At 66.6% G+C, this 20,487-nt stretch carries 36 protein-coding genes; 30 read left to right on the top strand and 6 right to left on the bottom strand.

Features of this window, described 5'->3' with window-relative positions:
* Positions 1-58: 58 nt before the first annotated feature.
* The 30 genes from MOQ72_RS37390 to MOQ72_RS37255 all read left to right on the top strand — a co-directional run bounded on the left by MOQ72_RS37390 (position 59) and on the right by MOQ72_RS37255 (position 16,210).
* Positions 59-550, top strand: a complete 492-nt coding sequence (locus MOQ72_RS37390; protein WP_242190653.1) for an ATP-binding protein — start codon at positions 59-61, stop codon at positions 548-550.
* A 142-nt stretch (positions 551-692) separates the two neighbouring features.
* Positions 693-941, top strand: coding sequence for a hypothetical protein (locus MOQ72_RS37385; protein ID WP_242190650.1), 249 nt, complete (start codon positions 693-695; stop codon positions 939-941).
* On the top strand, positions 938-1,336 hold the full coding sequence (locus MOQ72_RS45890) for a DUF4326 domain-containing protein (protein ID WP_372495630.1): 399 nt from the start codon (positions 938-940) through the stop codon (positions 1,334-1,336). The genes MOQ72_RS37385 and MOQ72_RS45890 overlap by 4 nt, the downstream gene beginning before the upstream one ends.
* Positions 1,323-1,532, top strand: coding sequence for a hypothetical protein (locus tag MOQ72_RS37380; RefSeq protein ID WP_242190649.1), 210 nt, complete (start codon positions 1,323-1,325; stop codon positions 1,530-1,532). The genes MOQ72_RS45890 and MOQ72_RS37380 overlap by 14 nt, the downstream gene beginning before the upstream one ends.
* Positions 1,533-1,666: 134 nt before the next feature.
* Positions 1,667-2,221 (top strand): hypothetical protein, encoded by a 555-nt coding sequence (locus MOQ72_RS37375; protein WP_242190648.1) that lies wholly within the window; start codon positions 1,667-1,669, stop codon positions 2,219-2,221.
* Positions 2,222-2,316: 95 nt separating this feature from the next.
* Positions 2,317-2,628: a hypothetical protein gene (locus MOQ72_RS37370; RefSeq protein ID WP_242190647.1), complete on the top strand. Its 312-nt coding sequence runs from the start codon at positions 2,317-2,319 to the stop codon at positions 2,626-2,628.
* A 48-nt stretch (positions 2,629-2,676) separates the two neighbouring features.
* Positions 2,677-3,147: a hypothetical protein gene (locus tag MOQ72_RS37365; protein ID WP_242190646.1), complete on the top strand. Its 471-nt coding sequence runs from the start codon at positions 2,677-2,679 to the stop codon at positions 3,145-3,147.
* A 6-nt stretch (positions 3,148-3,153) separates the two neighbouring features.
* On the top strand, positions 3,154-3,387 hold the full coding sequence (locus tag MOQ72_RS37360; RefSeq protein ID WP_242190645.1) for a hypothetical protein: 234 nt from the start codon (positions 3,154-3,156) through the stop codon (positions 3,385-3,387).
* Between the two features lie 223 nt (positions 3,388-3,610).
* A complete protein-coding gene (locus MOQ72_RS37355) occupies positions 3,611-3,859 on the top strand; it encodes a WhiB family transcriptional regulator (RefSeq protein WP_242190644.1) in 249 nt (82 codons plus the stop codon).
* Between the two features lie 39 nt (positions 3,860-3,898).
* Positions 3,899-4,183 carry a hypothetical protein gene (locus tag MOQ72_RS37350; protein ID WP_242190643.1) on the top strand — a complete coding sequence of 95 codons (285 nt, stop codon included), beginning with the start codon at positions 3,899-3,901 and terminating at the stop codon, positions 4,181-4,183.
* 97 nt (positions 4,184-4,280) lie between these two features.
* Entirely contained in the window at positions 4,281-4,460 is a 180-nt protein-coding gene (locus tag MOQ72_RS37345; protein WP_242190642.1) for a hypothetical protein, read from the top strand.
* Complete coding sequence (locus MOQ72_RS37340; RefSeq protein ID WP_242190641.1) at positions 4,457-5,062, top strand: Pycsar system effector family protein; 606 nt, start codon at positions 4,457-4,459, stop codon at positions 5,060-5,062. The genes MOQ72_RS37345 and MOQ72_RS37340 overlap by 4 nt, the downstream gene beginning before the upstream one ends.
* A 96-nt stretch (positions 5,063-5,158) precedes the next feature.
* Entirely contained in the window at positions 5,159-5,560 is a 402-nt protein-coding gene (locus MOQ72_RS37335) for a hypothetical protein (RefSeq protein WP_242190640.1), read from the top strand.
* Positions 5,561-5,744: 184 nt separating this feature from the next.
* Positions 5,745-5,870 (top strand): hypothetical protein, encoded by a 126-nt coding sequence (locus MOQ72_RS44880; protein WP_277955258.1) that lies wholly within the window; start codon positions 5,745-5,747, stop codon positions 5,868-5,870.
* Positions 5,871-6,088: 218 nt separating this feature from the next.
* Entirely contained in the window at positions 6,089-6,418 is a 330-nt protein-coding gene (locus MOQ72_RS37330) for a hypothetical protein (RefSeq protein WP_242190639.1), read from the top strand.
* A gap of 276 nt (positions 6,419-6,694) precedes the next feature.
* Positions 6,695-6,922: a WhiB family transcriptional regulator gene (locus MOQ72_RS37325; protein ID WP_372495629.1), complete on the top strand. Its 228-nt coding sequence runs from the start codon at positions 6,695-6,697 to the stop codon at positions 6,920-6,922.
* 102 nt (positions 6,923-7,024) lie between these two features.
* On the top strand, positions 7,025-7,246 hold the full coding sequence (locus MOQ72_RS37320; RefSeq protein ID WP_242190638.1) for a hypothetical protein: 222 nt from the start codon (positions 7,025-7,027) through the stop codon (positions 7,244-7,246).
* Positions 7,247-7,479: 233 nt separating this feature from the next.
* The gene (locus MOQ72_RS37315) at positions 7,480-7,749 is read left to right on the top strand and encodes a hypothetical protein (protein WP_242190637.1); all 270 of its coding nucleotides are present in this window, start codon (positions 7,480-7,482) and stop codon (positions 7,747-7,749) included.
* Between the two features lie 21 nt (positions 7,750-7,770).
* Complete coding sequence (locus MOQ72_RS37310) at positions 7,771-8,088, top strand: hypothetical protein (RefSeq protein WP_242190636.1); 318 nt, start codon at positions 7,771-7,773, stop codon at positions 8,086-8,088.
* Between the two features lie 212 nt (positions 8,089-8,300).
* Positions 8,301-8,792: a hypothetical protein gene (locus tag MOQ72_RS37305; protein ID WP_242190635.1), complete on the top strand. Its 492-nt coding sequence runs from the start codon at positions 8,301-8,303 to the stop codon at positions 8,790-8,792.
* 1,138 nt (positions 8,793-9,930) lie between these two features.
* A complete protein-coding gene (locus MOQ72_RS37300) occupies positions 9,931-10,458 on the top strand; it encodes a hypothetical protein (protein WP_242190634.1) in 528 nt (175 codons plus the stop codon).
* Positions 10,459-10,527: 69 nt separating this feature from the next.
* Entirely contained in the window at positions 10,528-11,985 is a 1,458-nt protein-coding gene (locus tag MOQ72_RS37295; protein WP_242190633.1) for a hypothetical protein, read from the top strand.
* Complete coding sequence (locus tag MOQ72_RS37290; RefSeq protein WP_242190632.1) at positions 11,985-13,001, top strand: magnesium transporter; 1,017 nt, start codon at positions 11,985-11,987, stop codon at positions 12,999-13,001. Before MOQ72_RS37295 ends, MOQ72_RS37290 begins: the two co-directional genes overlap by 1 nt.
* 55 nt (positions 13,002-13,056) lie before the next feature.
* Complete coding sequence (locus tag MOQ72_RS37285; protein WP_242190631.1) at positions 13,057-13,254, top strand: hypothetical protein; 198 nt, start codon at positions 13,057-13,059, stop codon at positions 13,252-13,254.
* A complete protein-coding gene (locus MOQ72_RS37280; RefSeq protein WP_242190630.1) occupies positions 13,251-13,643 on the top strand; it encodes a hypothetical protein in 393 nt (130 codons plus the stop codon). Before MOQ72_RS37285 ends, MOQ72_RS37280 begins: the two co-directional genes overlap by 4 nt.
* Positions 13,644-14,356: 713 nt before the next feature.
* Positions 14,357-14,590, top strand: a complete 234-nt coding sequence (locus tag MOQ72_RS37275; protein WP_242190629.1) for a hypothetical protein — start codon at positions 14,357-14,359, stop codon at positions 14,588-14,590.
* Between the two features lie 162 nt (positions 14,591-14,752).
* Complete coding sequence (locus tag MOQ72_RS37270) at positions 14,753-14,914, top strand: hypothetical protein (RefSeq protein ID WP_242190628.1); 162 nt, start codon at positions 14,753-14,755, stop codon at positions 14,912-14,914.
* Positions 14,915-15,192: 278 nt separating this feature from the next.
* A complete protein-coding gene (locus MOQ72_RS37265) occupies positions 15,193-15,483 on the top strand; it encodes a hypothetical protein (protein WP_242190627.1) in 291 nt (96 codons plus the stop codon).
* Positions 15,480-15,770 (top strand): hypothetical protein, encoded by a 291-nt coding sequence (locus tag MOQ72_RS37260; protein ID WP_242190626.1) that lies wholly within the window; start codon positions 15,480-15,482, stop codon positions 15,768-15,770. Before MOQ72_RS37265 ends, MOQ72_RS37260 begins: the two co-directional genes overlap by 4 nt.
* Positions 15,771-15,883: 113 nt before the next feature.
* On the top strand, positions 15,884-16,210 hold the full coding sequence (locus MOQ72_RS37255; RefSeq protein WP_242190625.1) for a hypothetical protein: 327 nt from the start codon (positions 15,884-15,886) through the stop codon (positions 16,208-16,210).
* A 139-nt stretch (positions 16,211-16,349) separates the two neighbouring features.
* On the opposite strand, the gene MOQ72_RS37250 is transcribed toward MOQ72_RS37255, so the two are convergent.
* The 6 genes from MOQ72_RS37250 to MOQ72_RS37225 are packed head-to-tail and all read right to left on the bottom strand — an operon-like array spanning position 16,350 to position 20,485.
* Complete coding sequence (locus tag MOQ72_RS37250) at positions 16,350-16,628, bottom strand: hypothetical protein (RefSeq protein WP_242190624.1); 279 nt, start codon at positions 16,626-16,628, stop codon at positions 16,350-16,352.
* Positions 16,625-17,212, bottom strand: coding sequence for a type VII secretion system-associated protein (locus MOQ72_RS37245; protein ID WP_242190623.1), 588 nt, complete (start codon positions 17,210-17,212; stop codon positions 16,625-16,627). Before MOQ72_RS37245 ends, MOQ72_RS37250 begins: the two co-directional genes overlap by 4 nt.
* The gene (locus MOQ72_RS37240; RefSeq protein WP_242190622.1) at positions 17,213-17,704 is read right to left on the bottom strand and encodes a hypothetical protein; all 492 of its coding nucleotides are present in this window, start codon (positions 17,702-17,704) and stop codon (positions 17,213-17,215) included. It lies immediately after the preceding gene.
* 5 nt (positions 17,705-17,709) lie between these two features.
* Positions 17,710-19,683 (bottom strand): scabin-related ADP-ribosyltransferase, encoded by a 1,974-nt coding sequence (locus tag MOQ72_RS37235; RefSeq protein WP_242190621.1) that lies wholly within the window; start codon positions 19,681-19,683, stop codon positions 17,710-17,712.
* 3 nt (positions 19,684-19,686) lie between these two features.
* Positions 19,687-20,043 carry a hypothetical protein gene (locus MOQ72_RS37230; RefSeq protein WP_242190620.1) on the bottom strand — a complete coding sequence of 119 codons (357 nt, stop codon included), beginning with the start codon at positions 20,041-20,043 and terminating at the stop codon, positions 19,687-19,689.
* Positions 20,036-20,485: an SseB family protein gene (locus MOQ72_RS37225; protein ID WP_242190619.1), complete on the bottom strand. Its 450-nt coding sequence runs from the start codon at positions 20,483-20,485 to the stop codon at positions 20,036-20,038. Before MOQ72_RS37225 ends, MOQ72_RS37230 begins: the two co-directional genes overlap by 8 nt.
* Between the last annotated feature and the right edge of the window lie 2 nt (positions 20,486-20,487).

Here is a 20,487-nt window from a genome sequence, read left to right as displayed (position 1 = left end):
GGGCGCCGCTTCAGCGGCGCCCGGCTCTGTTCGTGCACACCCAAGGAGAGGCGACGAGATGTGCTGTCGACCGGAACTGATCGGGTTGGTCGGTCCGCCGGGGGCGGGCAAGACCACGCTGCGTTCGCGGTTTCCGCACGCGGTCGTGGTCAGTTTGGATGAGAACCGTCAGCGGCTGTCGCCGTGCGGTTGTTCATCTAATCGGGATCCGGTGGTTCGGGCGTTTGCTGTCCACATGGGACAGGTGGCTGCGCGGACCGCGTTGGCCGCGGGCCGATCGGTGGTGTGGGATGCCACCAACGCCGACTCGGCTGACCGGCGCGGTCTGGTGCTGCTCGCCGCGGAGATGGGCGTGGCGAGCCGGGCGGTAGTGGTGCTGCCACCGCTGCCGGTAGCGCTGGAAGGCAACGCGCGCCGCAGCCCCGTGCCGTGCTGGTGCGGTTACGCACGTCGCGTGCCGACCGCCGTGGTTACGGGCATGTATCGGCAGATCATGCGGGACCTGCCGAGGATGCTCGCCGAAGGATGGCACTCCCTCACCCCGGCCTGAACCGCTCGACCCGCACCGCTCGACCCGCACCGCCCGCCCGCCGGTGCGCGAAAAGAGCCCTGCCGCCTTCCTTTGTTCATCGGCGGGATGGTGCTGCGGGCCGTCAGGTGGCCTGCGCGAAACGAGAAAGGACGTGATCGTCGTGTCAACAACGTTGTGGTCGGTTCGCTTGCCCGAGAGCGCCGACCTGGTTCCCGTGCCGTCGAAGACCGGCGGCGAGCTGTTCGCCGCCGAGGTCAACCAGGGCGGCGAGTTCGATCCGGAGCAGCCGCCCGCAGTGGTCGTCGAGTGGCCGTACGGGGTGGAGCTGCACCACGAGCTGCTGCTCGTCGAACGGTGGCCCGAGCAGTATTGGGACACCCCAGCCCCGGTTGACGGTGCGCAGACGTGACGCCTGCGCGCCGCGTCCAGCGGCGTCGCAGGCGGGGATGGCGTAAGCCGCCTGGTGCGATCATCGTTGATCGCACCTCGCGCTACGGCAATCCCTTCACCGTCGCCGCAGCGCTCGCCACTGGGGCCGCGACCACCGTGGCGGAGGCTCACCAGTGGTGTCGGGATCGATACCGGCAGTGGCTGGTGGGCGCGGATCCGCGTGATGCGGACGTGATGGTCGTCGGCCGAACAGCCTTTGATCGTCGTTGGGTCCGCGCCCACCTCCACCACCTACGCGGTCGGACGCTGTGCTGTTCATGCCCACCGCGGCTGGCGTGCCACGCCGACGTGCTGGCTGACCTCGCTGAGCGTCCACCGGCCACGACTGCCGGGGCGGGCCATGCATCTCGGTGAGATCGATCCCCTGGAACTGCGCGAACTCATCGCGGGCGTGCTGGTGGATTTCATCGCGACCGAAGGGGTCCGCGAGGCCGCCGCCACCGCGGTCGCGCGCGCCATCGAACTGGGCAGTCGCGGTGGGGAGTTCGAGTTCTACCCGAGCCAGGCCGCGATCGACGCGTGGACAACTCAGCGCGACGCGCAGCACTAACGAACCCCAACGGCACGTCCCGGTGCTCCCGCCGAGGGGCAGCCACCGTGTTCGGCGCCGCCCGAACACGGTTCCGTCGAAATCAACAAAGAAGTCCTACTCATCGCACACCACACGGTACAAGGAGGAAGGAAATGTTTGGTCATCGTGAATGGGGCGTGTGGGCTTACCTGAAAGTCCGAGAAGGAGGGGAACTCGACAGTTACGATGTCTGGACTCTCCAGGATGGTATGCCCGTTGTCATCCGTGAGGCGTCGTCTGAATGGCGAGCGCAACTCCTTCGTGATCTGAGGGGCCCGCTCGGCGCTGCTCTGACGGAGTATGCCGACAGTAATGTCCAGCGGATTCCGTTTCGCAGCGTCGAATGGATCCTCAACAAGCCGCTGGTGCAGGGCTTGCTCGCCGATGTGCTCGCCGATCAGCGTCGGCAGCGGCACCCTGCCGCGTTCGCTGGAGAGGTCACGCACACGACAGAGCCGATCAAGTACCTACCCTCCAGCGGTGCCGCCGACGCCGCTCCCGACTCTGTTCTGGATGCCGTGGCGACGATCACGCGAGAGCTGGTGGGCGCAATCCGCCGTGTCCGTACGCGAAAGGTCGTTGCTGAGCGTCCCGTTGCCCAACCGATACCGACACGACCAACTGATCCACATCTGATGACCGAGGAGCGTCTTCGCGCCCTTTATTAACTGTTCCATCTCGTGATGGTCGGTTCCGCAGGATAGGCCGTCATTTGACCGCCGCAGTCGAATACAGCGATCCCGTCTACCGATAGGAGAACCACATGTCCGCCACCGCGATCACCGTCGAAGACCTTCTGCGCCGCTACGCCGACGACATCGCGTTCGTCGCCGAGGCGACCCCGGCCGCTGACCTCGGCGCCTTCATCGACCAGCTCGACACCGCCGCATCGCGATTCGGCGAGGCCCGTATCAACGGGCACGAGGACATGGAGACCGCCGCAGTCCACCTCAACGAGGCTCGCGACAGCGTCGATGAGACCGCCCGGAATGTCTTCCTGAAGCGAGCCGACGAACTTCTCTTCCCGGTCGTCTGGGACATGACGCAGGAGTACCGCGACATGGTCGGCGACTGATCCGGGCTAACTGATCCGGGCTACTCGTCAACAACAGGAGGTGTCGACATGAGCGATCTGCCAACCATCCCTGACGAAGTTGAATTGCCCGCACCGGAGGAGTGTCCAGGGTGCGGTGTCGTACCGGGACATCCGCATGAGGATGGGTGCGACCACGCATGTTGTCCGGGCTGCGGTGAGCAGCTGATCTTTCACGACTGTGGAGATTCAGACCGGCCAGCGATGTGGCATGGCTGGGATCCAGCAGCTGAGGCTGCGCACCGATGGGGTTGGTATTACGTGCATCCCAGCCCAGGTAAGCCGATCGTTCCGGATGGGTTGATGGCCAAGGTCTGGTGCACGTGGGATCCGCACGGGCAGCGCTACATGATGCCCGACGGTGAGTCGGATGAGCTTCGTGTCCGGTGGGAGAAATCCGTGACCTACACCCGGATTGAGCCGCGCGTCAGCCACCGAAACGGCGGTGCGAGCGCGGAAGAACTCGTGCTGTTGGAGATTCAGGCTTTGCGTAGGGGCTGAGGTGAAATGAGCACGACGACGTTCAAGGTCCAGTTTCGTGCGAACGAGTTTGGCTACGAGATCGACGAGCTTCAGGTCGAACTGGTCGGCAAGGACTTGCTGGCGACTGAAATCGAGAACCACCTGTCGAGCCGAGGTCGTCACGACCAGGAACACATCAGAGTGGTCGTGACCGACTGGGGCGAGGCGATCGTGTACTCGCTCGACGACGAGATCGGCCGAGCGGACATTCTCGGCTGATCAAGACGTGGGTTGGGCGGGCGCTTAGCGCTCGCCCGCACGTCCTTTGCCGCAAACATCACCGTGATTGAGCTGCGCCCAGGCACGGCAGGCCGTTGTCTGCCGTGCCTGGAGGCTGTTCGACCAGCCCGCCGGATCCGGGACGTCTCCACCTTCCACAGCCGAGGCGTTCCCGGACCCGGTCCAACCTCCCACGAATCGAGAGGAGTACCCCATTATGCCGATGGATTGGCGACACCGTGCCGCCTGCCGCGACGAGGATCCAGAGTTGCATTTCCCGGTGGGAAACAGTGGCCCGGCGCTTCAGCAGCTCGCCGAGGCGAAGGCGGTGTGCCGTCGGTGCCCGGTCGCCTCGGAGTGCCTGGCGTGGGCGCTGGAGTCCGGGCAGGACGCGGGCGTGTGGGGCGGCATGTCCGAGGACGAGCGGCGCGCGCTGAAGCGCCGCAACGCCCGGACCCGGTCGAGGACGTGATGAGTCCCCAGCACCGGCCACGGTGGTGACGACGGCGGGGTGCGGTCGCTGACCGTGATCCCGCCGTGGTCGCTGGCGATCACACGAGGCTGGAAGCCCTGCGAGAACCGCCCCCGCAACCTGGCTGGCGCGTGGCGCATCGGCGCCGCGGACTTGGTTGACGTCCACCGCAGCACCGGCCGGTGCTGCGTACCGTGGGGCGAGCCCGACGTCTGGCACCTCGTGCTGGCCAACGCCGTCCACTTCGCCGAGCGCATCCCCGCCACCGGCCATCTCGGGCTCCACACCGTCACCGATCCGGCGCTCCTTCGCGACGCCCGCTGACAACTCGTTTGCACATCGCACCTCGCTAGGCGCGTGCTGTCGCGCCTCGATGCTCCGCGAGGTGCCCAGAAACCCGTTTTCGACAAGAAAGGCACCCATGTCTGACTACACCGATGGAGCGGGCATTTTCTTTCCCTGGACCGGAAACCGTTACGTGATCACCAAGGTCGACCGTGCCGCTGGGACGGTGACCTTCGCGCCCCGCTTCGACCTGGCCGACGAGACCGAAGAGGCGATCGCGGACCTCGAATCCGTGGATGCGCAGGTGCTGCCATGAGTAGCGACCACAAGGGCGGCGCGGTCGGCATCATCGCCCGGCGTGACGCCGCCGAGGTCGAGGCGGCTGATTCGGTGGAGTGCCAGGAGCAGCAGAAGGAACTCGGCGAGTACCTGGCCAACGCGGCGCGGTGGGAGATCGGCCGGAGCACCGGAATCAGCACTGCGGTGACCGGCGCGTTCTCCCTGATCGGTACCGGCGCGTCGGTGGTGGCGGCCATCGGGACGAAGCAGCTCGGTGGCCTGAACGCGGTCACCGCGGTGTCGCTGGGCGCGTTCGGGATGGCAGCGAACCTGATGTTCGCGGCCCTGCTACTCATTCTCAGTACATTGCGGTCAACCCGGACGCGTTTCCATCCGCGGCGGAACCTGACTGGCTGGCCGCTGTTGACCAACCCGGATCGAGGTGACCGGATCCGCCGGTTCCGGCACGCCGCGGCCGAGCTCGCGGTGACGTACCGGGAGGACGCCACCACACTGGCCAGAATCGCCAGCGCCAAGCACGGCAAGTTGCGCTTGGCGACCTTCTTCGCGATGGCCGGGACCGTCGCCTTCGCCATCGGCGTGGACGCCCAGCTCGTCTCGATGCTGCTCGCCAGGTGACGTTCATGACTGGCAGTTACCTGGCGCCGCGGGCCGGGGAGCGGGTGACGTTTCACCAATTCGTTAGCGCGACAAAAGAATCCGAGGAGGTTTCCGATGCTTGTGCTCCTGGAGGCGGAGCTGAGCGCCAGCCCGACCCAGAAGGCCACGCCACACCCGTATGAGGGGCAGTTCGGTCGGGATCTGGCGTGGCAAATGCACAACTTGTTCCAGGCGATCGTGCGTCGCTATGCGCCGGGTGAGCGTGCGCGCGGCCAGTGGTTGCGACACTTCGCCGAGTCCGAAAACTGGAGCCTCTCGGACCAGTGGCGTGGTTTCCTGCTGCGGAAGCTGCAGGAGCGTGCGGCGGAGCTGATCAACGCCGCCAACCGGAGCCGCTCGTATGGTCCGGACGCTGCCGTGGCCGAGCTGGTCGAGTACTCCGCCGGGTACCTGACGCAGGACGCCGCTTCGATCCTGGTGCTGTCCGCCGACGACAACACCGAGATGCTGCCTTAGCCTGCAGCCCCACCCACGCGACGGCCAAGTCGGTCCAAGGTGTAGCACCGCCAAGGTTCGGTCGTTGCGGCTGCTGAAAAAGCTTTGTCTGACCTGGGTGTTCGCGTCGAGGACATGTTCACGACGCGGGCGGTCGCATGAACCGGGCACTGCTGGTTGAGCGGACATGGAGAGGAGAAATCTGATGGCTGAACCGACGCCCGACAAGCGGCAGCCGCCGCCCGACGGGGAGGACTGGAAGTTGGTCAGCGAGATGTTGGAAGAACTTGTCAGCGAAGCGGTTGACGATTTCCAGAAGGGGCAGGGATGAGCTGATCGCCGGTGTGTTGGCCGAGTATGTCCTGATCGAGCGGAAGCGGCGGACGCGGTGATCCGCGAGCTCGAAGCTCGTTGTGATGGCGGTGAGCGGGAGATCCGTCAACAGCAGCGACTCACTCGTCACCGACCAGCGGTGCACCCAGCAAGAACACCCCATGCCCATCTTTTCGCCGTCAAATACGACGGCCTCGCGTACCGATAGGAGAACCTATGTCCGCCACCGTGATCACCGTTGAAGACATTATCGGCCGCTACGCCGACGACATCGCGTTCGTCGCGGAGGCGACCCCGGCTGCCGAGCTCGGCGCCTTCATCGACCAGCTCGACACCGCCGCATGGCGATTCGGCGAAGCCCGTATCAACGGGCACGAGGACATGGAGACCGCCGCAGTCCACCTCAGAGGCCCGCGACCCACCTCAGAGGCCCGCGACAGCGTCGACGAGACCGCCCGCAATGTCTTCCTGAAGCGAGCCGACGAACTCCTCTTCCCGGTCGTCTGGGACATGACGCAGGAGAACCGCGACATGGTCGGCGACTGACCCTTGGGCTACCCATCAACAAAGAGCAGGAGGACCCCCTGATGGCCGAGTGGACCTACACCAGACTGAGCCGTTGTTGTGGACGGTCGGCCAGTACGGCCCGGATGGTCAGTAGCTGAGAACCGGTGGCGGCCGGGCACTTCGCCGGACAGCGCGACCCGGCCGCCACCGCCCCCCAACCTGCCAGCCCTTGGCGACTCGTCCGCACATCCTTTGTCGCCAGCATCACCGTGGATTGAGCGGTGCCCAGACGCGGTAGGCCGTTGTCTGCCGCGCTTGGGGGCTGTTCAGTCAGCCTGCCGGATCCAGGACGTCTCCACCTCCGGCCCCGCGCTGTTGCAGCTTGCCGAGGCGAAGGCGGTGTGCCGCCGTTGCCCGGTCGCTTCCGAATGTCTTGCGTGGAGCCTGGAATCAGGACAGGACGCTGGCGTATTCGGCGGCATGTCCGAGGATGAGCGGCGCGCGCTGAAGCGGCGTAACGCTCGTGCTCGCACCAACGCGTGACGTTGTGCCCGCCGTCAATGTCCGCGGCGGGCACAACGCTAGCAACCGGCAACGCGGGCTACGTGCTCGCACAGCAATCCTCAACGGAAGTGAGGCAGGACCGTGAGCTTTTGGAGCGAGTTCGTTGACGAGTTCGCCAGACAACGTCGGGATAGCGCCGCCGCGATCGCACTCCTCAAACAGTCGCTCGAAAATGATCGAAATCTGACCCTGAGCGACTCAGAACTGCGGTTGGAGACGGATGATGGCGCGGTGGCCGTGTTCCAGGTCGCCGTTGTCGATTACATCCCTGCCGACGAGGAGGACGCGAGTTCCCACGGATAAGGGAGAAGCGTCGATCTCGGGTTCAGCCACGGAAACGATCGAGGACGTCGAATCCGCCGGATGTGCCGGTGCTGCCGGTCTGAACCGCGCTCGGTCGGGCATCGATGAGATGCCCGACCCGCGGGCTGCTCAGCGTTCTTGCGAACGCGATGCCTGTGAGGTCGCCGAAGCGCTTGGGGCAACACCGACCACCACCTACACAGGATGAAGAACCCCTGCAACGAGAGGAAGACATGAGTACCAGCACTGGCTACCAGGTGTCCTTCAACATCCCGGACCGCCCGGAGATCAAGAACGCGGCCATCGAGGTAAACGAAACCAACGACCTCCCTGGCGACATCAGCGCGAAGATCGCCGCACAGATCAGCGCCAGGTTAGGTTTCGAAGTCGGTGTTCAGCTGTGCAACAAGCTGGGTGCGCCGCTGAATATCTGCCGCTACGACGTCGAGCACGACGAAATCACCAACGACGTTGTGGGCACGGCCACCATCAACACGAACTGAGCCGCAGGAAGGAACCAGGGCATGGGAGAGCTCCACGGGACCCGCAACACCAGCAGATACACCTACATCCTGTGGGACCCGCTTGAATTCGAACGGGGAAGGATCGTCCGCATCTTCGCCGTACCTCATGGCCAGCTGCCACGGGCCCTCGCCTCGCTCGGACAACTGTGCCGACAACGCGGCACCTACAAAATCCTCCAGGGCTACAAACAGGCCCTCGAACTTTCGAGGATGAAGGGCCACTCCTGGAGCGCCTCAGACAGCAGCGCGAGGAAGAATGGTGGTCCGACCTGGGACGACATGCTTGACGCCTCATCCGCAACGCTCCTCGAAGAGTAGGAGGAAACCGGTGAACGACAAGGTCACCCTCACCCTGGCGGCACTGCAGTCCGAACTGGAACTCCAGGCGGACGCCGCAGGTCGACCGTCGGATCGTTGCGATAAGGCAAGGCGGCCAGCCAGCCGCTGATCTCGGCTCTGCCCGCCTAAGCCCAGTTCGGTTCGCGTCTCGAACCCTTACCGAGCCCTTGAGTAGGGAAAGGACTATCCAGATGGACATGTTGCCCGCCAACAGCAATGACGTGGGCGTCTTGAGTGAGTGGGCGTGGCCGCTCGGTGAGTGGGAAATCATCACCGGCGACGAGGTTGACGAGCGGATGCAGCGCGTCAGCGACGGCACCGCCTCCGGCCCAGTCTCGCATGCCTGCCCTCCGGGCGTGCTGTCCGGGATGAGCGAGTTCGACGCGGTCCGGTTGGCGCGCGCCAACGGACTGCCGGTGCTGCTGGATCGGCAGGCCGCAGGGCAGCGCCTGATTCACGCGGGATGGGATGTCGACCTCGTGCAGCGCATCCTTGACGCCGTCGACAGCGCGCACACCCGTGAGTTGCTGGAGGCGGCCGTGATCGACGTTCTCGACCAGGTCGCGAACGAGCACGAGCGCGAGAGCGGCCGGGCCAGCTACGTGAACGGCTGGCCGAACATCGCCTCGGTGACGCGCCTGTTGTGCCCCTTCGCCGCCGAGCTGGATGGAGCGACGCAGTGAACGCATCGGTTGATCACCGCGGCGTCGACGTGCTGGAGACCGATGATGTCGCGGTGGCCGTGTTCAAGGTCGCCGTTGTCGACTACGTCCCTGTCGCGGATGACGAGAGCTCCCGCGTGTTAGAGGGAGAACCGAAATTGGGACAGACACCTCGGGGTTCAGCTGCGAGGCGGCGGATCTCGCCGTGGGCGACCTCCAGTAGGCGGGTCAGTTCCTTGTTGGTCTCGCGGAGCTGCTTGTTCCTGGCCATCGCGGCGTCGAGCCGTTGACGCAGGGACTCCGAGCTCGCCGAGCGTGTGGTCGTCGTGGCCCGGCGGGCTGCTGTCCTGGAGTTGGCGTAACGCCTGCATGAGGTCGGCCTGGCCGTAGAGCCAGGACCGGGAAACCCGCGCGATCTTGGCGAACTCGGCGGTGTTGGGCCGGGTTCCGGCGCGTTGCGCGGCAAGTAGGGCGGCTTCGGCGCGTTCTCGGGTGCGTCGGCTGTGGTTGCGGGCACTCGTGGCGGACCGATGTGACGCCCCTGTCCCCTGCAGAGGCGCGGATGCTCGCACAGACCCTGTGGGCGGCGGCGGATCACGCCGATCGACTGGCCAAAGGGAAAAACCACGTCAAAGGGTCGCGGCGATGACGGGAGTGCGTAGTTCGGCCGCCGCGCGGACTGAACTGGAAGGACATCACGCGCCCGTTCACTAGAGGGTGATGTTGACGGGGCTACGGAATGTTTCCGTAGCCCGTCGGCCCTCCCACGCGACGGCCAGGTTGGTCCAAGGCGTTACCAGCGCCCAGGCTTGGTCGTCGCGGTTGTCGAAACGGTACCACCGCTACCTCGTGGGGCGATCCGTTCGGTTCGCGCCGCAAGCGGAATCAGAGTGCTCGTGCCTGTGGGGGCTTGCTGTCTGCCTGTCGAGCGTCGAATGGCGTTACCGCGGGTAAGTGATCAATGGAAGGGGAGTTGTGAGTGCCGAGAGCGAGCTCGATCGTGCTGTTGAGGAACTGCGTCAGCGTGCTTTTCAGGGGGTGTTCTACACGGTTGAGGGTGGACCGTGTTGGGCTGCGCGCGCCGAGGATCTCGGCGGTGCCCGCATGGACATGTCGCGGCTCGACGACGTGTCTCGGCAGGCGGTTGAGGATGGTCGCGATGACGGAAGTGAGTAGTTCGGCGGCGTGCGAGCAGTTGGGGTGGCGCGGGCACGTGCTGGCCGGGGTGTCGATTCTGTCCGTCCCCGTGGATGCAGTGGTCGCGATCGACTATCGGGCGCACCGGGCGCGGCGCAGCAGCGGTCAGCCGCCGGTGTTCGATCTCGACACGGTGACGTTATGGGAGTGGCCGGAGTGGAGTGGTCCGCGGGCACCGGAGGTGGTGCGGCTCGTCGGGGTGCTGAGCACGGCTCGCGACTGGCGGCGGGCGTTGACCGGTGCTGCTCGGTTGCGGGGTTTCGGGCCTGCGGCGATCGCGGTCGACCATGCGCCTTCCGAGGAGTGCCGGTTGGAATGCTCGCTGCGTGGGGTGGGGGTGGTGGTCACCTCTGGCGGGACCACGCGGTGTGCTGTTGCCGCTGCGGAGGGTCGGGCGCCGCAGGCGCGTCGGCGGCCGTTGGATCGGTGGGTTGAGGAGTGTCTGTATGAGGTGTGGTGTCGGCAGGAGGAGCGCCTGTTTCAGTGCTGATGTCGTGATCGGAACCAGTCGGCCGTAGGTAAGTGTGGTGCGGTACTTGACTTATGTTAGGGTGTGGTCATGACCAGCGAGAAGCTGACGATCTGGAACCATGGCCCATTCGCGGGCCGGTTGGCTGTTGCTGACGGTGAACGGCCGTGCGTGTTCTGCGGCGCGCCGGTCAGCATCCGGATCGACGGGATTCCTACGACCGCTGGATGTTATGAGCGTGCGGGCCGCCAGTGGCCAGAGGGCATCACCGCCCACACCGCCGCAACGGCTCCCGCGGTCGCCCCGTCGACCGCGCCCGAGGCTGTCTCACCGCCGCGGCGAGAGGCCGCGTCGCGGGCTCGGCGGCCGGAGCCGGTGGTGTCGTTCTCGGTCGAGGAGTCGGCCGAGGTGGATGATTTTCTGCGGTCGCTGCGCCGTGCGGTGCGGGATGAGCCGCAGCGGGAGGTGACGCGGGAGCAGGCGGTGGCGGCGCTGCGCGAGTGGCATGAGGCGGTGCAGGTTGAGGGTGATCCGTTGCGGTTCGTCTCGCACCCTGGACGGACGGGGATCGCGGCGTTGCAGTGGTTGTGCGCCCGGTATGGATCGATGACCATGCCGGAGGCGCTGCGGTCGCCGCGGGCGTTGGAGTTGACGCAGTCCAGTGCGGTGCTGCGGGTCCCCAGCTGGGTTACCCCGGACGTGGCTCCGCAGCCGGGGCAGTGGGTGACCGAGGTCGATGTCAACGCCCAGTATCTGGGCGCGACCAGTTCCACGCTGCTCGGCGACGGCGAGCCCGACGAACTGTCCGCCGAGCAGCTCGCCGGGGTGGACCAGGTGGCGCTGGCGAAACAGCCGGGCTTCGTCGTGCTGACGGAATCGCCGGATCTGTCCGGTTTGCCTGCGCATGCGCGTCAGGTGTTCAGGCAGGTCGCTACGGGGTGGGCGTTGCCGACGCCGCTGGCGACCTATCTGGTCCGCGACCACGGTGTGCACCTGGAGCTGTCTGAGGCGGTCGTGTGGGGCGAGACCACGCAAGGCGGGAAGACGATCAAACGCTACGGTAAGCGCTTGGGGCGGTGGGCCGCGGTCTTCGCGGGAGGCCGTGCCAGGCTGATCGAGCGCGAGAAGGCGGGCAGCACCGCCGCGGGGGATGCCCGCAAGGTCTTGAAACTGGTGTACACGACGTTCCTCGGCGGCATGCTCCGCTCCGAGGAGCACAACGACACCGGCTCGCTGCGGCCGGACTGGTCCGATCAGGTCATGGCCCAAGCCGGAGCGAACATGCTGCGGGGGCTGGACAAAGCCGCCAACGCCGGGTTCGTCAGCATCGGCGGAATGAAGGACTCAGCCTGGTTCGCCACCCCCACGGAGGACGCCCCGATCACGCCGGAGGGCCTGCAGGTTGACGCCGTGCAGCCCGGTAAATGGCACGTCAACCGATACGGCGAGGTCACCGACGCGATGATCACCGCACACAATCAGGACAACCCAGGCCGACTGCGGAAGGCGATCATCGCCACGGACAAGGTTCGTCGAGGGGTGGCGTGATGCAGTTCGACGAGTTCACCCGAGAACTCGCGGCGAGTCTGCCGGATGCCGAGCTCGCCGCCTTGATCAACGATGAGGAACTGGCCGACCTGCTCACCGGCGAGGAGCTCGCCGACCTTCTCACTGACGAACAGGTCGGCGAACTGCTGACCGGCGAGGAACTGGCCGACCTGCTCGGCGATGACGAGATGGCCGACCTGCTCGGCGATGAGGAGCTGGGCGGCTTGCTCTCGGACGCGCAGGTCGCTGAGCTGCTGACCGAGGACCGGTTGCGCGAGGTGCTGACCGTGGACCAGGCGCAGACCGCGATCCGGAACCAGTTTGGCCGCGGCGCGTCACGATGGGTCGCCGAGGCGCAAGGCATCGCACCTCGAACCGCACGGCGCTGGCTGGGAGCGGCTCCGCCGCCCGCGCGGCATGCCGAGATCATCGCCCTGGCCGTGTCTGCCGCCGCCGACACGATTCGCGCCCGCCTCGCAGCCAGCGCCTCGCTCGAACTACGCACCACGCTCGCCGCCCACGCCTCACCCGAACTGCGCTCACTGCTCGCGGCGCAGGCGCCGCCCGCGCTCCGGGCGTCGACCGCCGCCCAGGCTCCACCTGAACTGCGCACCGCCGCTGCGGCACACGCCCCGGCCGAACTGCGCACCATGGCGGCCACCCGCGCTCCGGCGGAGACGCGGACCTCTGCCGCCGCCGGTGTTCCGGTCGAGCGCCGTGCCGCCGCCGCGCTCCAGGCGACCTCGGTTGAGGTCCGTGCCGCCGCGGTCATGCGCGGTCGCACCGGCCACGTCGCGGTCGGAGTGGTCGAGGTGCAGTACGACGACCACCCGCCAGAGACACGGCGCGTCGGCGAGCAGGACATCAACCTCGACTCCGTGATCGCCGCACTGTCCGAAGGAGACAGAATCGGCGCTGGGGAAGAGTTCGGACGCCTGCTGTTGGAAGCGTACGGTCCGGGCCTGGGCGAAGTACTGGTCATCACCAACTATCTCGACGGCATCACCTTGACCTGATCAAGAAGCACAGTCCGTACCGAGACGATCATCAACGGGAATGAGGAACAAGCCTATGGCTTCCGCCGATGATGCCAACACCACCACGATCACCAGGCCGTTCGAATCGTCGACCAGTCCCAAGATCGATGCGTGGTTTCAGTGGCTGGAAAAGCATGGCCACACAGTGCATGGGTTCGAGACTGTCGACCTCAAGGACGGATCCGCCCAGGTGACCGTGACCGTGTCGCTGCCTGCCGAGGAGCAGGAATGACTGTGGCCACGGATCGCGCGGTGCTGCGCGCGGCGGTTCAGCGGGCACCGCAGGTGCTGCCCGCCGCGCTCGCCGCGGTGCTGGTGGAACACTTCCAGAAGCCACTGCAGGCGCCCGTCGCAAAGGGGGAAACGGGCGTCCACGAGGTCTACATGACCCCAGCGCGGGCAGTGCTGGCACTGGCCGGTGACGTCACCCCCGACACGACCCCAGACCGGTCCCCGGCTGAGTGGTTGCGGCTCGCTGCGGCGCGACTGGGCCAGGCCGCAGTGGACGCGGAACGGTTCAGCCGCTCCGACTCCGCGAGCACGGACCCGGAGATCCTGCGGCTAGCGTCGGCGGCTCGCGCGATTGAACAGGGCGTCGCCAATCAGTCCGCAGCGTCATGACGACTGCGGATGCGCAGTTTGCCCATAGGGTTCTCGTGGCGATCCTGGCGGATGCGGGCGGGGTAATCGACCTGCCCGCATCCGCCTTCGTAGCGGAACCTGACGGGGATGATCGGGTGGTGTCGGTGCAGTCCACATCGGAAGGCCGAATTCGCATCACCCTGCATCCCACCACGATGATGCCTTTCATGTGGGCGCCCGAGATATGTCTGTACTGCGACGTGCGATTGATCGAACGCGACGGCATTTGGAAGCACGTTTCCGCTACTCCGTGCACTCAGCCGCGCCCGTGTGAGCCGGTTGAGCGGGATCTGCGGTGGCAGGACTGGATGGACCAGGCTCCCGCGGTGCGCGCCACCGGACAACGTGGGGGAGCCGCCCACATCCCCGCGTACGGCGTGCTTGGTCTCGCGCTCTGCGGCCGAAACCTGGGCATCCCTATCCCGGCCGCGCCCCGGATGCCTGCCTGTCGGGCCTGCCTGGACTGGCACTCCGCCGTCGACTACGGGTGGCGATGCGAAAAGTCCTGGCGCAGGCCGTACGGAGGGACTCGTATTGAGCCGCTGGTCACGCTCATGGGGCTACGGGCTGGATGAGGCGCTGCGAACGTCTGATTGACGAAGCCAACCGGGAGGCTCTCACCGCGGCCGACCGCACGGCCGCGCTCGTTACGCACATGACCGACATCAACGACGGAGGAGTGCCCACTCGCCATGGCTGACACGAACAAGCCCTCCCTGGGTCAGCATCCCGAGTACGAGACCATCGAGGACGCGGCAGTCGCGGACTCGCGCCCTGGTGCTGCGGACATGACCTGGAGCGATCGGGTCCGCGCGGGCCTCCAGGTGTCCCGGATCGAGGACTTTGGACGCGAAATCCCTGACCGACCGGCGAAGCAGGTGACGCACTCGGTGGCTTGGTGGAGCCGGACGGGTAGTCAAGAGTGAACAACCGCCGGGTGCTGGCAACAGGACCTTGCGTTCTGCGGCCGTTTGTCCCTGCCTGTGCCTGAGCGGGCAGCACATCGAAGGACGTTCCACGAAACGGCGTTCGCACTTCATGGTCACGGGCGGAACAGGCTGAAACGCGAATACGGAAGGGGAAATGCGGTGTCGAGTGAGAATGAGACCCGGAACGAAGCCCAGGGTGGTGCGGAGGCCGTCATCCAAACCGGTCACCATGACGGGCCCGTGGTCTTTATGCACGGCGACGGCAACAACGTGATCACGGGCGACAATCACGCTCCGATCGTGCAGAACATCACCAAGTAGCCTCCGAAACCCCCGGACGCGCGCCGCACCTCGCACAGCTCGGCGCGCGTCCCATCGGTAGTCCGACATGGAACCAATAAGAAGCGGTCGCTGTCGGAGCCGGTGTGTTGCCGCAGATTGCTGCCGAGTGAATGGGCTGGCGGTGCGACGAGACCGGCGACTGGTGCCTGGATCACCTTCCGAGTGTGAATGAGCTTTCTTCTGCGGCGTGACCGCAATTTCTCGATCCATTCGAATTCGAACTGCGGGACCAGTGTGTCCCGAGATAGGAGCATACGATGACCGGCATCCAAAGCATCCGGCCCACGCTCGGCGACCCGGCCACACTGCACGAGTACGACGAGGACGGCAACGCTTACGACACGAGCGTTGGCTGGGATCTGTCGTTCGGTTGCAGGTCGACCATTGGCTTCCAGGACGGCCAGTTGGTCGCCGTCGTGCACACCTCGGACGAGGACAAGCGCATGGGCTTCACGTACCGCGCCGTGACCCGTGAGCAGGTCGCCGATTACGCCCGGCAGCTTTTCGAACTGATCGGTGAGTACGTCGAGAACGAGTCCCGGTCATGACTCAGTCTTACGACCCGCACATCGACTGGGAGCAGGAAGCCGCAGAGGCCACCGTTCGCGCCGAGATGGCTGAGGCCGAGCGGGATGCGGCGATCGAGCGGTGGCGCGATGCGGGTATGGACGATCCGGGTCTGCGCCGGTTGGTTCGGGAAACCATCGAAGCCGCTCACAAGCGCGGTGACGACCTCGACGGTCAGACGGACGCGGTGATGGGCGTAATCCGCTACGCGCAGGTCGATTCGTGCGCGTCCGATCATCCCGATGCGCAACCGTGCCTTTCCCTGTGACCTCGGTCCGCTCGTGCAGGGCACGGCACCACCTAGACCATCCGGGGTCGGGTCCGTGTCCTGCCCGCGTCCGACCGGGCGCGCGGGAAATCAAGGAACAACGGGAGGACTCTGTGCAGTTCGTGACGTTCACCGAGGACAACGGCTGGGAAGGGGAAATCTGGCGGTTCCATCTTCAGGTTGACGGCAACGAGGCCGAACTGGAGAAGTTGCGCACGGTGCTGGCGGCCGAGGAAGCGGCCTCGCCGCATGAGCTGGGGTACCACCTGGCGACCGAGACCATCCCCGAGTCCGAAGTTGATGTTCTCGTCAAACACTCGGGTTCGGGCTACCTGCCCTACGAGAACAAGGTCGTGGGCCGGTTCGTGTTCCCCGAGTACGAGCGGGGCGACGAGTTGGAAGCCCTTTACAAGGGCGGCATTAAAGACTGCTTCGTGTAGCTGGATTGCTGCGAGTGCGTGAGATGCGGGCCAGATCCTTTTCGGGGTCTGGCCCGTTTTTTGTGTCCGGCGGCGCGCTGCGGTTCTCCGAGTGGTGCACGGAAGCTGGGGGTGACCTGGTGTTCGCGTGTGCTTGCGGTCAGGTGGTGGCGTGTAGGTGCAGTGTGGCGTTGTCCATGCTGATGTTGCGCAGCGGTGCGTGCGTGGTGGTGCCGTCGGTGTGGTGCAGGGCGATCGTGACGGGCGTGTGCTCGCCGAGTGGGAGGTGTGCGACGGCGGCAGCGAGATCGCCGAGTGCCCACGGTCTCGGCGCGGTGTCGAGGTCGAGTTCGTGGCCGGTGCCGGTGGCCAGGATGTCCTGAGCGGGCACGGTGACTGGGATCGGGGCAGAGGAGATGGTGGGAGTGCGAGCGTTCATGGCGTCCTCATCAAGTCGGATTCGGGAGCTGGAGCTCGGGTGGGCAGGACCAGGGATGGCGTGCAGTCGGGGTTGAGCACGATCGCGTCCAGCGCACGCTCGCGCGCGGACTGGAGGATGAACGGGGCGGGCAGCGTGGTGGTGCGGACGCCGTCGGGGATCCGGGCGGGGGAGGTGTAGCAGGCCAGCAGGCAGGTGTTGCGGGTTCCGCCGAGCACGATGAGCGTTCCTTGTTCGTCGGTCAGGATGTGCAGTTGCGCATCGCTGGTGGTGAGCGCATTGCGGAGGGTCTGTTGTGGGGCGTATCCGGCGCTGACCAGTTCAAGTGCGCGGTCTGCTGCGGTGTCGGGTGTGGGCCAGCCGAGAGTCCGTGGGCCGGGCCGGTAGGCCGGGTTGGGGTGCCATCCGTGAACGTCGATGTCGCCGGTGTCGGTGACGGGGAAACCGCCGCGGACGCCCCATCCGGGTACCTGTTGGTCGACTCCGAATTCGGGGTCGACGACGAACAGTTTTCTGCCTGGTTGCCGCCGGGCTTGCTCTTTCATGGCCGCGGTGATCGGTGGTGGCAGGGACGTGTTGGACATCTAACTCCCTGATGTCGTGTCGTATCGGGACAGCCAGATCTGATAGCGGTGCTGTTGTTCGGCGAGGGTGCCGATGTCGTTGGGGTCGGCATCGGCCAGAAATCCCTGCCAGTGCTGCGGAACGCGGCGGTCGCTCAACTCGGCGACGGTGGTGGCTTCGTGCCGTCGGGGGAGTTGGATCGGCCAGCAGTCCCGGCGGGCGGCGGCAATCGCGAGGAACCATTCGTGCTGTTCGAGGTGTTCCCGCGTGGTGGTCAAGGCGTCCCAGGGAGTTGCCGCGTTCACCGTCGTATCGAGTTCGGCGTGGCCGTGCACCTGCAAGGTCAGGGTGTAGAGGGTGCCGGGCGGCGGTGCTTGCATGGCGTGATCGGGTCCCCGGCCGCGGCGGATACACGTCACCGTGGCCGCGGTGCGCTCGCCGCTGCGGCGGTGGATGCAGGTGACATCACGACCGAACAGCCGTTGTGGTTCCGTGGTGTGCGATGTGGACATGAGCATCACGTTAGGGGGACGTAGTTCGGGTTATCGACCCAGTGCGTGAGCAGCGGCGCTCCGGTGTCGTCGTAGACGACGGCCCACCCGCCTCGAATGCGTTCCGGGACGATGCCGCCCGGTGCCGCGATCTCTGATTCCCACTCGAACTGGTGCGAGCCGAGTGACTGGTTGATGTCGACGCCGCCGGGGGCGTCGATTTCGTAGAAAAACCGCTTGTTGGCATGTTGAAAGTGGTCCGGGTTGGTGGTCGTCGACACGTAGCCGCTGGTCTTGTGTCCGTCGACGTGTCCCCGTAGGTCGCTGATGTCGTTTCCTGGGGGGCTGAAACCGTCGCTGAAAACGTCGTCCCAGTGGCGTTGATCGGATCGGTACAGGGGTTCGTTCGTGGTGCGCCAGACTGCGTCGTCGGGAAGGTCCTCGGCGGCGATCGGCTCGGCCGCTGTGTTGTCGAGATCATCCTCCATGTTCTCGACCGCGTCCGGTCGTGGCGTGTGGTTGGGCGCGTCGATGTCGGGCGGCGCAGCGTGCTGCTCTGGGGGTGTGCCGTCATGGTCGAGACGCATCTCGTCTGCGCTGCCCAGCGGGGAATGCGGCGGTTCCTGCTGAGGCTGCGGCACGTGCTCCGCGGGGCTTCCGGCGGGGTCGCGCCGCGGGGTCGGCTCGTCGTGCTGGTCCTCGTCGACCTCGGGGTGGTTGGGATCGCGTTGGCGTTCGTAGACGTCATCGCCGGGTCGGTAGTCGGCCCACGTCGGTTCTGGTCGGGGCCGCGGTTGGTACTGCTCGGGGGCACTGCTGCTGTGGTGGGTATCGGGTTCGGGTGGTTTCGGCCCGAACCCGTCGTCGGGACGGGGTGTGGACGCCTCGGCGTCGAGTGGGGTGGGCTCGGGGTGCGGCGTCGGCGGGTGGCCGGTTTCCGGTGCTGGCGGGCGGGGGATGCCGGGTTCGGCCCGCGGCGGGGCGGGAGGGTCGAGGTGTTTGACCCCGTCGGAGAGGTTCCCGGTACCGCCGCCGAACCGTTGGGCGATCCTGGCGGCGATGCCCGATCCGCCGAGGACAGTGGCGGCGGTACCGGGAAGGGCTTCGCCTGCGGCGCGTAGGGGGTTGTCTGCCCAGCCTTTGGCGTCCACCGTGGTTTTGAGGAGGCTCCAGCCGGTGTCGAGGGGGTTGTTCCATGCTCGGGTGGCCATGGCGATGGTCTGGTCGCTGGCGCGTTGAACCTCGTCGGGGTGTGTCGCCAACCAGCTGAGATTGCCCCAGGTGGAGAGGGCGGAGCCGAGGTTCCACACGCCGATGCCGATGCTTTTGATTCCGTTGACCAGGCCGATGCCCACGTCGCCGACTCCGGCGAGCAGTCCCTGACCCATGTCGGTGAGGTTGGCGTCCGCCCGAGCGAGCCAGTTCGGTTGCTGGGGGGCGTGTTCCAGCGCGGCCAGGATGATGCGCGTGGCGCGGTGGTCGGCGTCGTCCACCGCGCCACGCGCCGCAGCGATCGCCTTCTCGGCCGCGGCGCGGCGCCCGGCCGCCGGATCCTGAAACGGCAGTGGGTTGCCCTGGGCTTGGTGAAGGCGCCTGGCCTGTTCGGTGTGCGCGTTAGCGCGCTGGAGGTCGGCGTGCGCCGCCGCGGCGGTGGCTTTCGCGTCGGCGAGCACTCGCGCGTAGTCCTTGACCGCGCCGCCCGCGGCGGTGTGGGCGTCGGCGGCAGCGCGGTAGGCGTGCGGTGCGGCGGTGTGCAGTTTGTCGCGGGCGGCGTCGGCGGCGGCACCGGACCAGCCATCACCGAGCTGTTGGGCGAACCCGCCCGCGGCGTGGTCGTACGCCGCTCCCATGGCCAGCAGGTGCTCCGCGAGCGTGTGGGCGGTGTCGACGTCGCCGGGGATGACGTCGTCGCCGATACCAACTGCGGCGCCGAGGAAGGAGAGTTCGTCGCCGATGTGGGCCAGGTCGTTACCCAGCGAGGTGGTGTTGTCCCATGCCATGAGTCATGCCTTGCCGTGCAGGATGCGCTGCAGTTCGGCTGCGGCGTCTTCGTCGTGGCGCTGGTAGGTGTCGGCGATCTCGCCGAGTTCCTCGGCGGCGCGCAAACCGCCTTCCACGAGGTGCCGGTTGCCTTCTTCCCAGCGTTGCCCGAATGCGATCAGGGCTCCTGCGATGTTCGTGCCGCCCAGGCGTGGCGCGTCGGTGAGGGTCCGCTCCGCGAGGCCCCGGCCGTTTCGAGCGAACACCGTGCCGACGAGACCGCCCCCACCGCACATTTCGGCGAGCTCGGTCACCAGTTGGTTGATGCCGTCGCGGGCCGAGCGCAGCGCGGCGGGGTCCACACGAAACCCGTCACTCATGGCGAGCTCCCGAAGCGGTGGCCTCGCCGCCGAGAAGACTAGGGACGGGAGGCAGGACCACGGCATGCGGGGCGCCGGGATCCAGCAGCAGCCCGGTCGGCGACGGCAGCAGGGGCAGCAGCTCGTCGATCACCTCGCCTCCAGGTGCGCCCAAGTACCGCACTGGTTCCGCGTCGGGTCCGGCGTGGCGCTGGAAGTCAGTGAGCAGGCGCTGATCGGTGAACACCGGCAGCCAGGCGATCTCGTCGCCCTGGCCGCGCACGACGGTGACGCTGTCGTCCCGCGGGTTGTGCAGGATGTAGAGGAACGCCGCCCGCAACTTCGCTGCGACGGCGACCAAGTCGCCCGCGTGGCCGTGGTGGACACGGTGGGCGGCGGCGACCAGCCGTCTGGTGGCCTGCGTCTCCACGTCCAGATCTGCCAGGTCGCCCGCGAAACTCACGG

The sequence above is a fragment of the Saccharopolyspora soli genome (assembly GCF_022678645.1).
Taxonomy (GTDB): domain Bacteria; phylum Actinomycetota; class Actinomycetes; order Mycobacteriales; family Pseudonocardiaceae; genus Saccharopolyspora; species Saccharopolyspora soli.
This window is presented reverse-complemented; position numbering and strand designations above follow the sequence as displayed.

Excerpts from the sequence above, each read along its gene's own strand:
- MOQ72_RS37390 (WP_242190653.1), top strand. The coding sequence starts at position 59 with ATGTGCTGTCGACCGGAACTGATCGGGTTGGTCGGTCCGCCGGGGGCG.
- MOQ72_RS37380 (WP_242190649.1), top strand. The coding sequence starts at position 1,323 with ATGCATCTCGGTGAGATCGATCCCCTGGAACTGCGCGAACTCATCGCG.
- MOQ72_RS37375 (WP_242190648.1), top strand. The coding sequence starts at position 1,667 with ATGTTTGGTCATCGTGAATGGGGCGTGTGGGCTTACCTGAAAGTCCGA.
- MOQ72_RS37370 (WP_242190647.1), top strand. The coding sequence starts at position 2,317 with ATGTCCGCCACCGCGATCACCGTCGAAGACCTTCTGCGCCGCTACGCC.
- MOQ72_RS37365 (WP_242190646.1), top strand. The coding sequence starts at position 2,677 with ATGAGCGATCTGCCAACCATCCCTGACGAAGTTGAATTGCCCGCACCG.
- MOQ72_RS37360 (WP_242190645.1), top strand. The coding sequence starts at position 3,154 with ATGAGCACGACGACGTTCAAGGTCCAGTTTCGTGCGAACGAGTTTGGC.
- MOQ72_RS37355 (WP_242190644.1), top strand. The coding sequence starts at position 3,611 with ATGGATTGGCGACACCGTGCCGCCTGCCGCGACGAGGATCCAGAGTTG.
- MOQ72_RS37345 (WP_242190642.1), top strand. The coding sequence starts at position 4,281 with ATGTCTGACTACACCGATGGAGCGGGCATTTTCTTTCCCTGGACCGGA.
- MOQ72_RS37340 (WP_242190641.1), top strand. The coding sequence starts at position 4,457 with ATGAGTAGCGACCACAAGGGCGGCGCGGTCGGCATCATCGCCCGGCGT.
- MOQ72_RS37335 (WP_242190640.1), top strand. The coding sequence starts at position 5,159 with ATGCTTGTGCTCCTGGAGGCGGAGCTGAGCGCCAGCCCGACCCAGAAG.
- MOQ72_RS44880 (WP_277955258.1), top strand. The coding sequence starts at position 5,745 with ATGGCTGAACCGACGCCCGACAAGCGGCAGCCGCCGCCCGACGGGGAG.
- MOQ72_RS37330 (WP_242190639.1), top strand. The coding sequence starts at position 6,089 with ATGTCCGCCACCGTGATCACCGTTGAAGACATTATCGGCCGCTACGCC.
- MOQ72_RS37315 (WP_242190637.1), top strand. The coding sequence starts at position 7,480 with ATGAGTACCAGCACTGGCTACCAGGTGTCCTTCAACATCCCGGACCGC.
- MOQ72_RS37310 (WP_242190636.1), top strand. The coding sequence starts at position 7,771 with ATGGGAGAGCTCCACGGGACCCGCAACACCAGCAGATACACCTACATC.
- MOQ72_RS37305 (WP_242190635.1), top strand. The coding sequence starts at position 8,301 with ATGGACATGTTGCCCGCCAACAGCAATGACGTGGGCGTCTTGAGTGAG.
- MOQ72_RS37300 (WP_242190634.1), top strand. The coding sequence starts at position 9,931 with ATGACGGAAGTGAGTAGTTCGGCGGCGTGCGAGCAGTTGGGGTGGCGC.
- MOQ72_RS37295 (WP_242190633.1), top strand. The coding sequence starts at position 10,528 with ATGACCAGCGAGAAGCTGACGATCTGGAACCATGGCCCATTCGCGGGC.
- MOQ72_RS37290 (WP_242190632.1), top strand. The coding sequence starts at position 11,985 with ATGCAGTTCGACGAGTTCACCCGAGAACTCGCGGCGAGTCTGCCGGAT.
- MOQ72_RS37285 (WP_242190631.1), top strand. The coding sequence starts at position 13,057 with ATGGCTTCCGCCGATGATGCCAACACCACCACGATCACCAGGCCGTTC.
- MOQ72_RS37280 (WP_242190630.1), top strand. The coding sequence starts at position 13,251 with ATGACTGTGGCCACGGATCGCGCGGTGCTGCGCGCGGCGGTTCAGCGG.
- MOQ72_RS37275 (WP_242190629.1), top strand. The coding sequence starts at position 14,357 with ATGGCTGACACGAACAAGCCCTCCCTGGGTCAGCATCCCGAGTACGAG.
- MOQ72_RS37265 (WP_242190627.1), top strand. The coding sequence starts at position 15,193 with ATGACCGGCATCCAAAGCATCCGGCCCACGCTCGGCGACCCGGCCACA.
- MOQ72_RS37260 (WP_242190626.1), top strand. The coding sequence starts at position 15,480 with ATGACTCAGTCTTACGACCCGCACATCGACTGGGAGCAGGAAGCCGCA.
- MOQ72_RS37250 (WP_242190624.1), bottom strand. The coding sequence starts at position 16,628 with ATGAACGCTCGCACTCCCACCATCTCCTCTGCCCCGATCCCAGTCACC.
- MOQ72_RS37245 (WP_242190623.1), bottom strand. The coding sequence starts at position 17,212 with ATGTCCAACACGTCCCTGCCACCACCGATCACCGCGGCCATGAAAGAG.
- MOQ72_RS37240 (WP_242190622.1), bottom strand. The coding sequence starts at position 17,704 with ATGTCCACATCGCACACCACGGAACCACAACGGCTGTTCGGTCGTGAT.
- MOQ72_RS37235 (WP_242190621.1), bottom strand. The coding sequence starts at position 19,683 with ATGGCATGGGACAACACCACCTCGCTGGGTAACGACCTGGCCCACATC.
- MOQ72_RS37230 (WP_242190620.1), bottom strand. The coding sequence starts at position 20,043 with ATGAGTGACGGGTTTCGTGTGGACCCCGCCGCGCTGCGCTCGGCCCGC.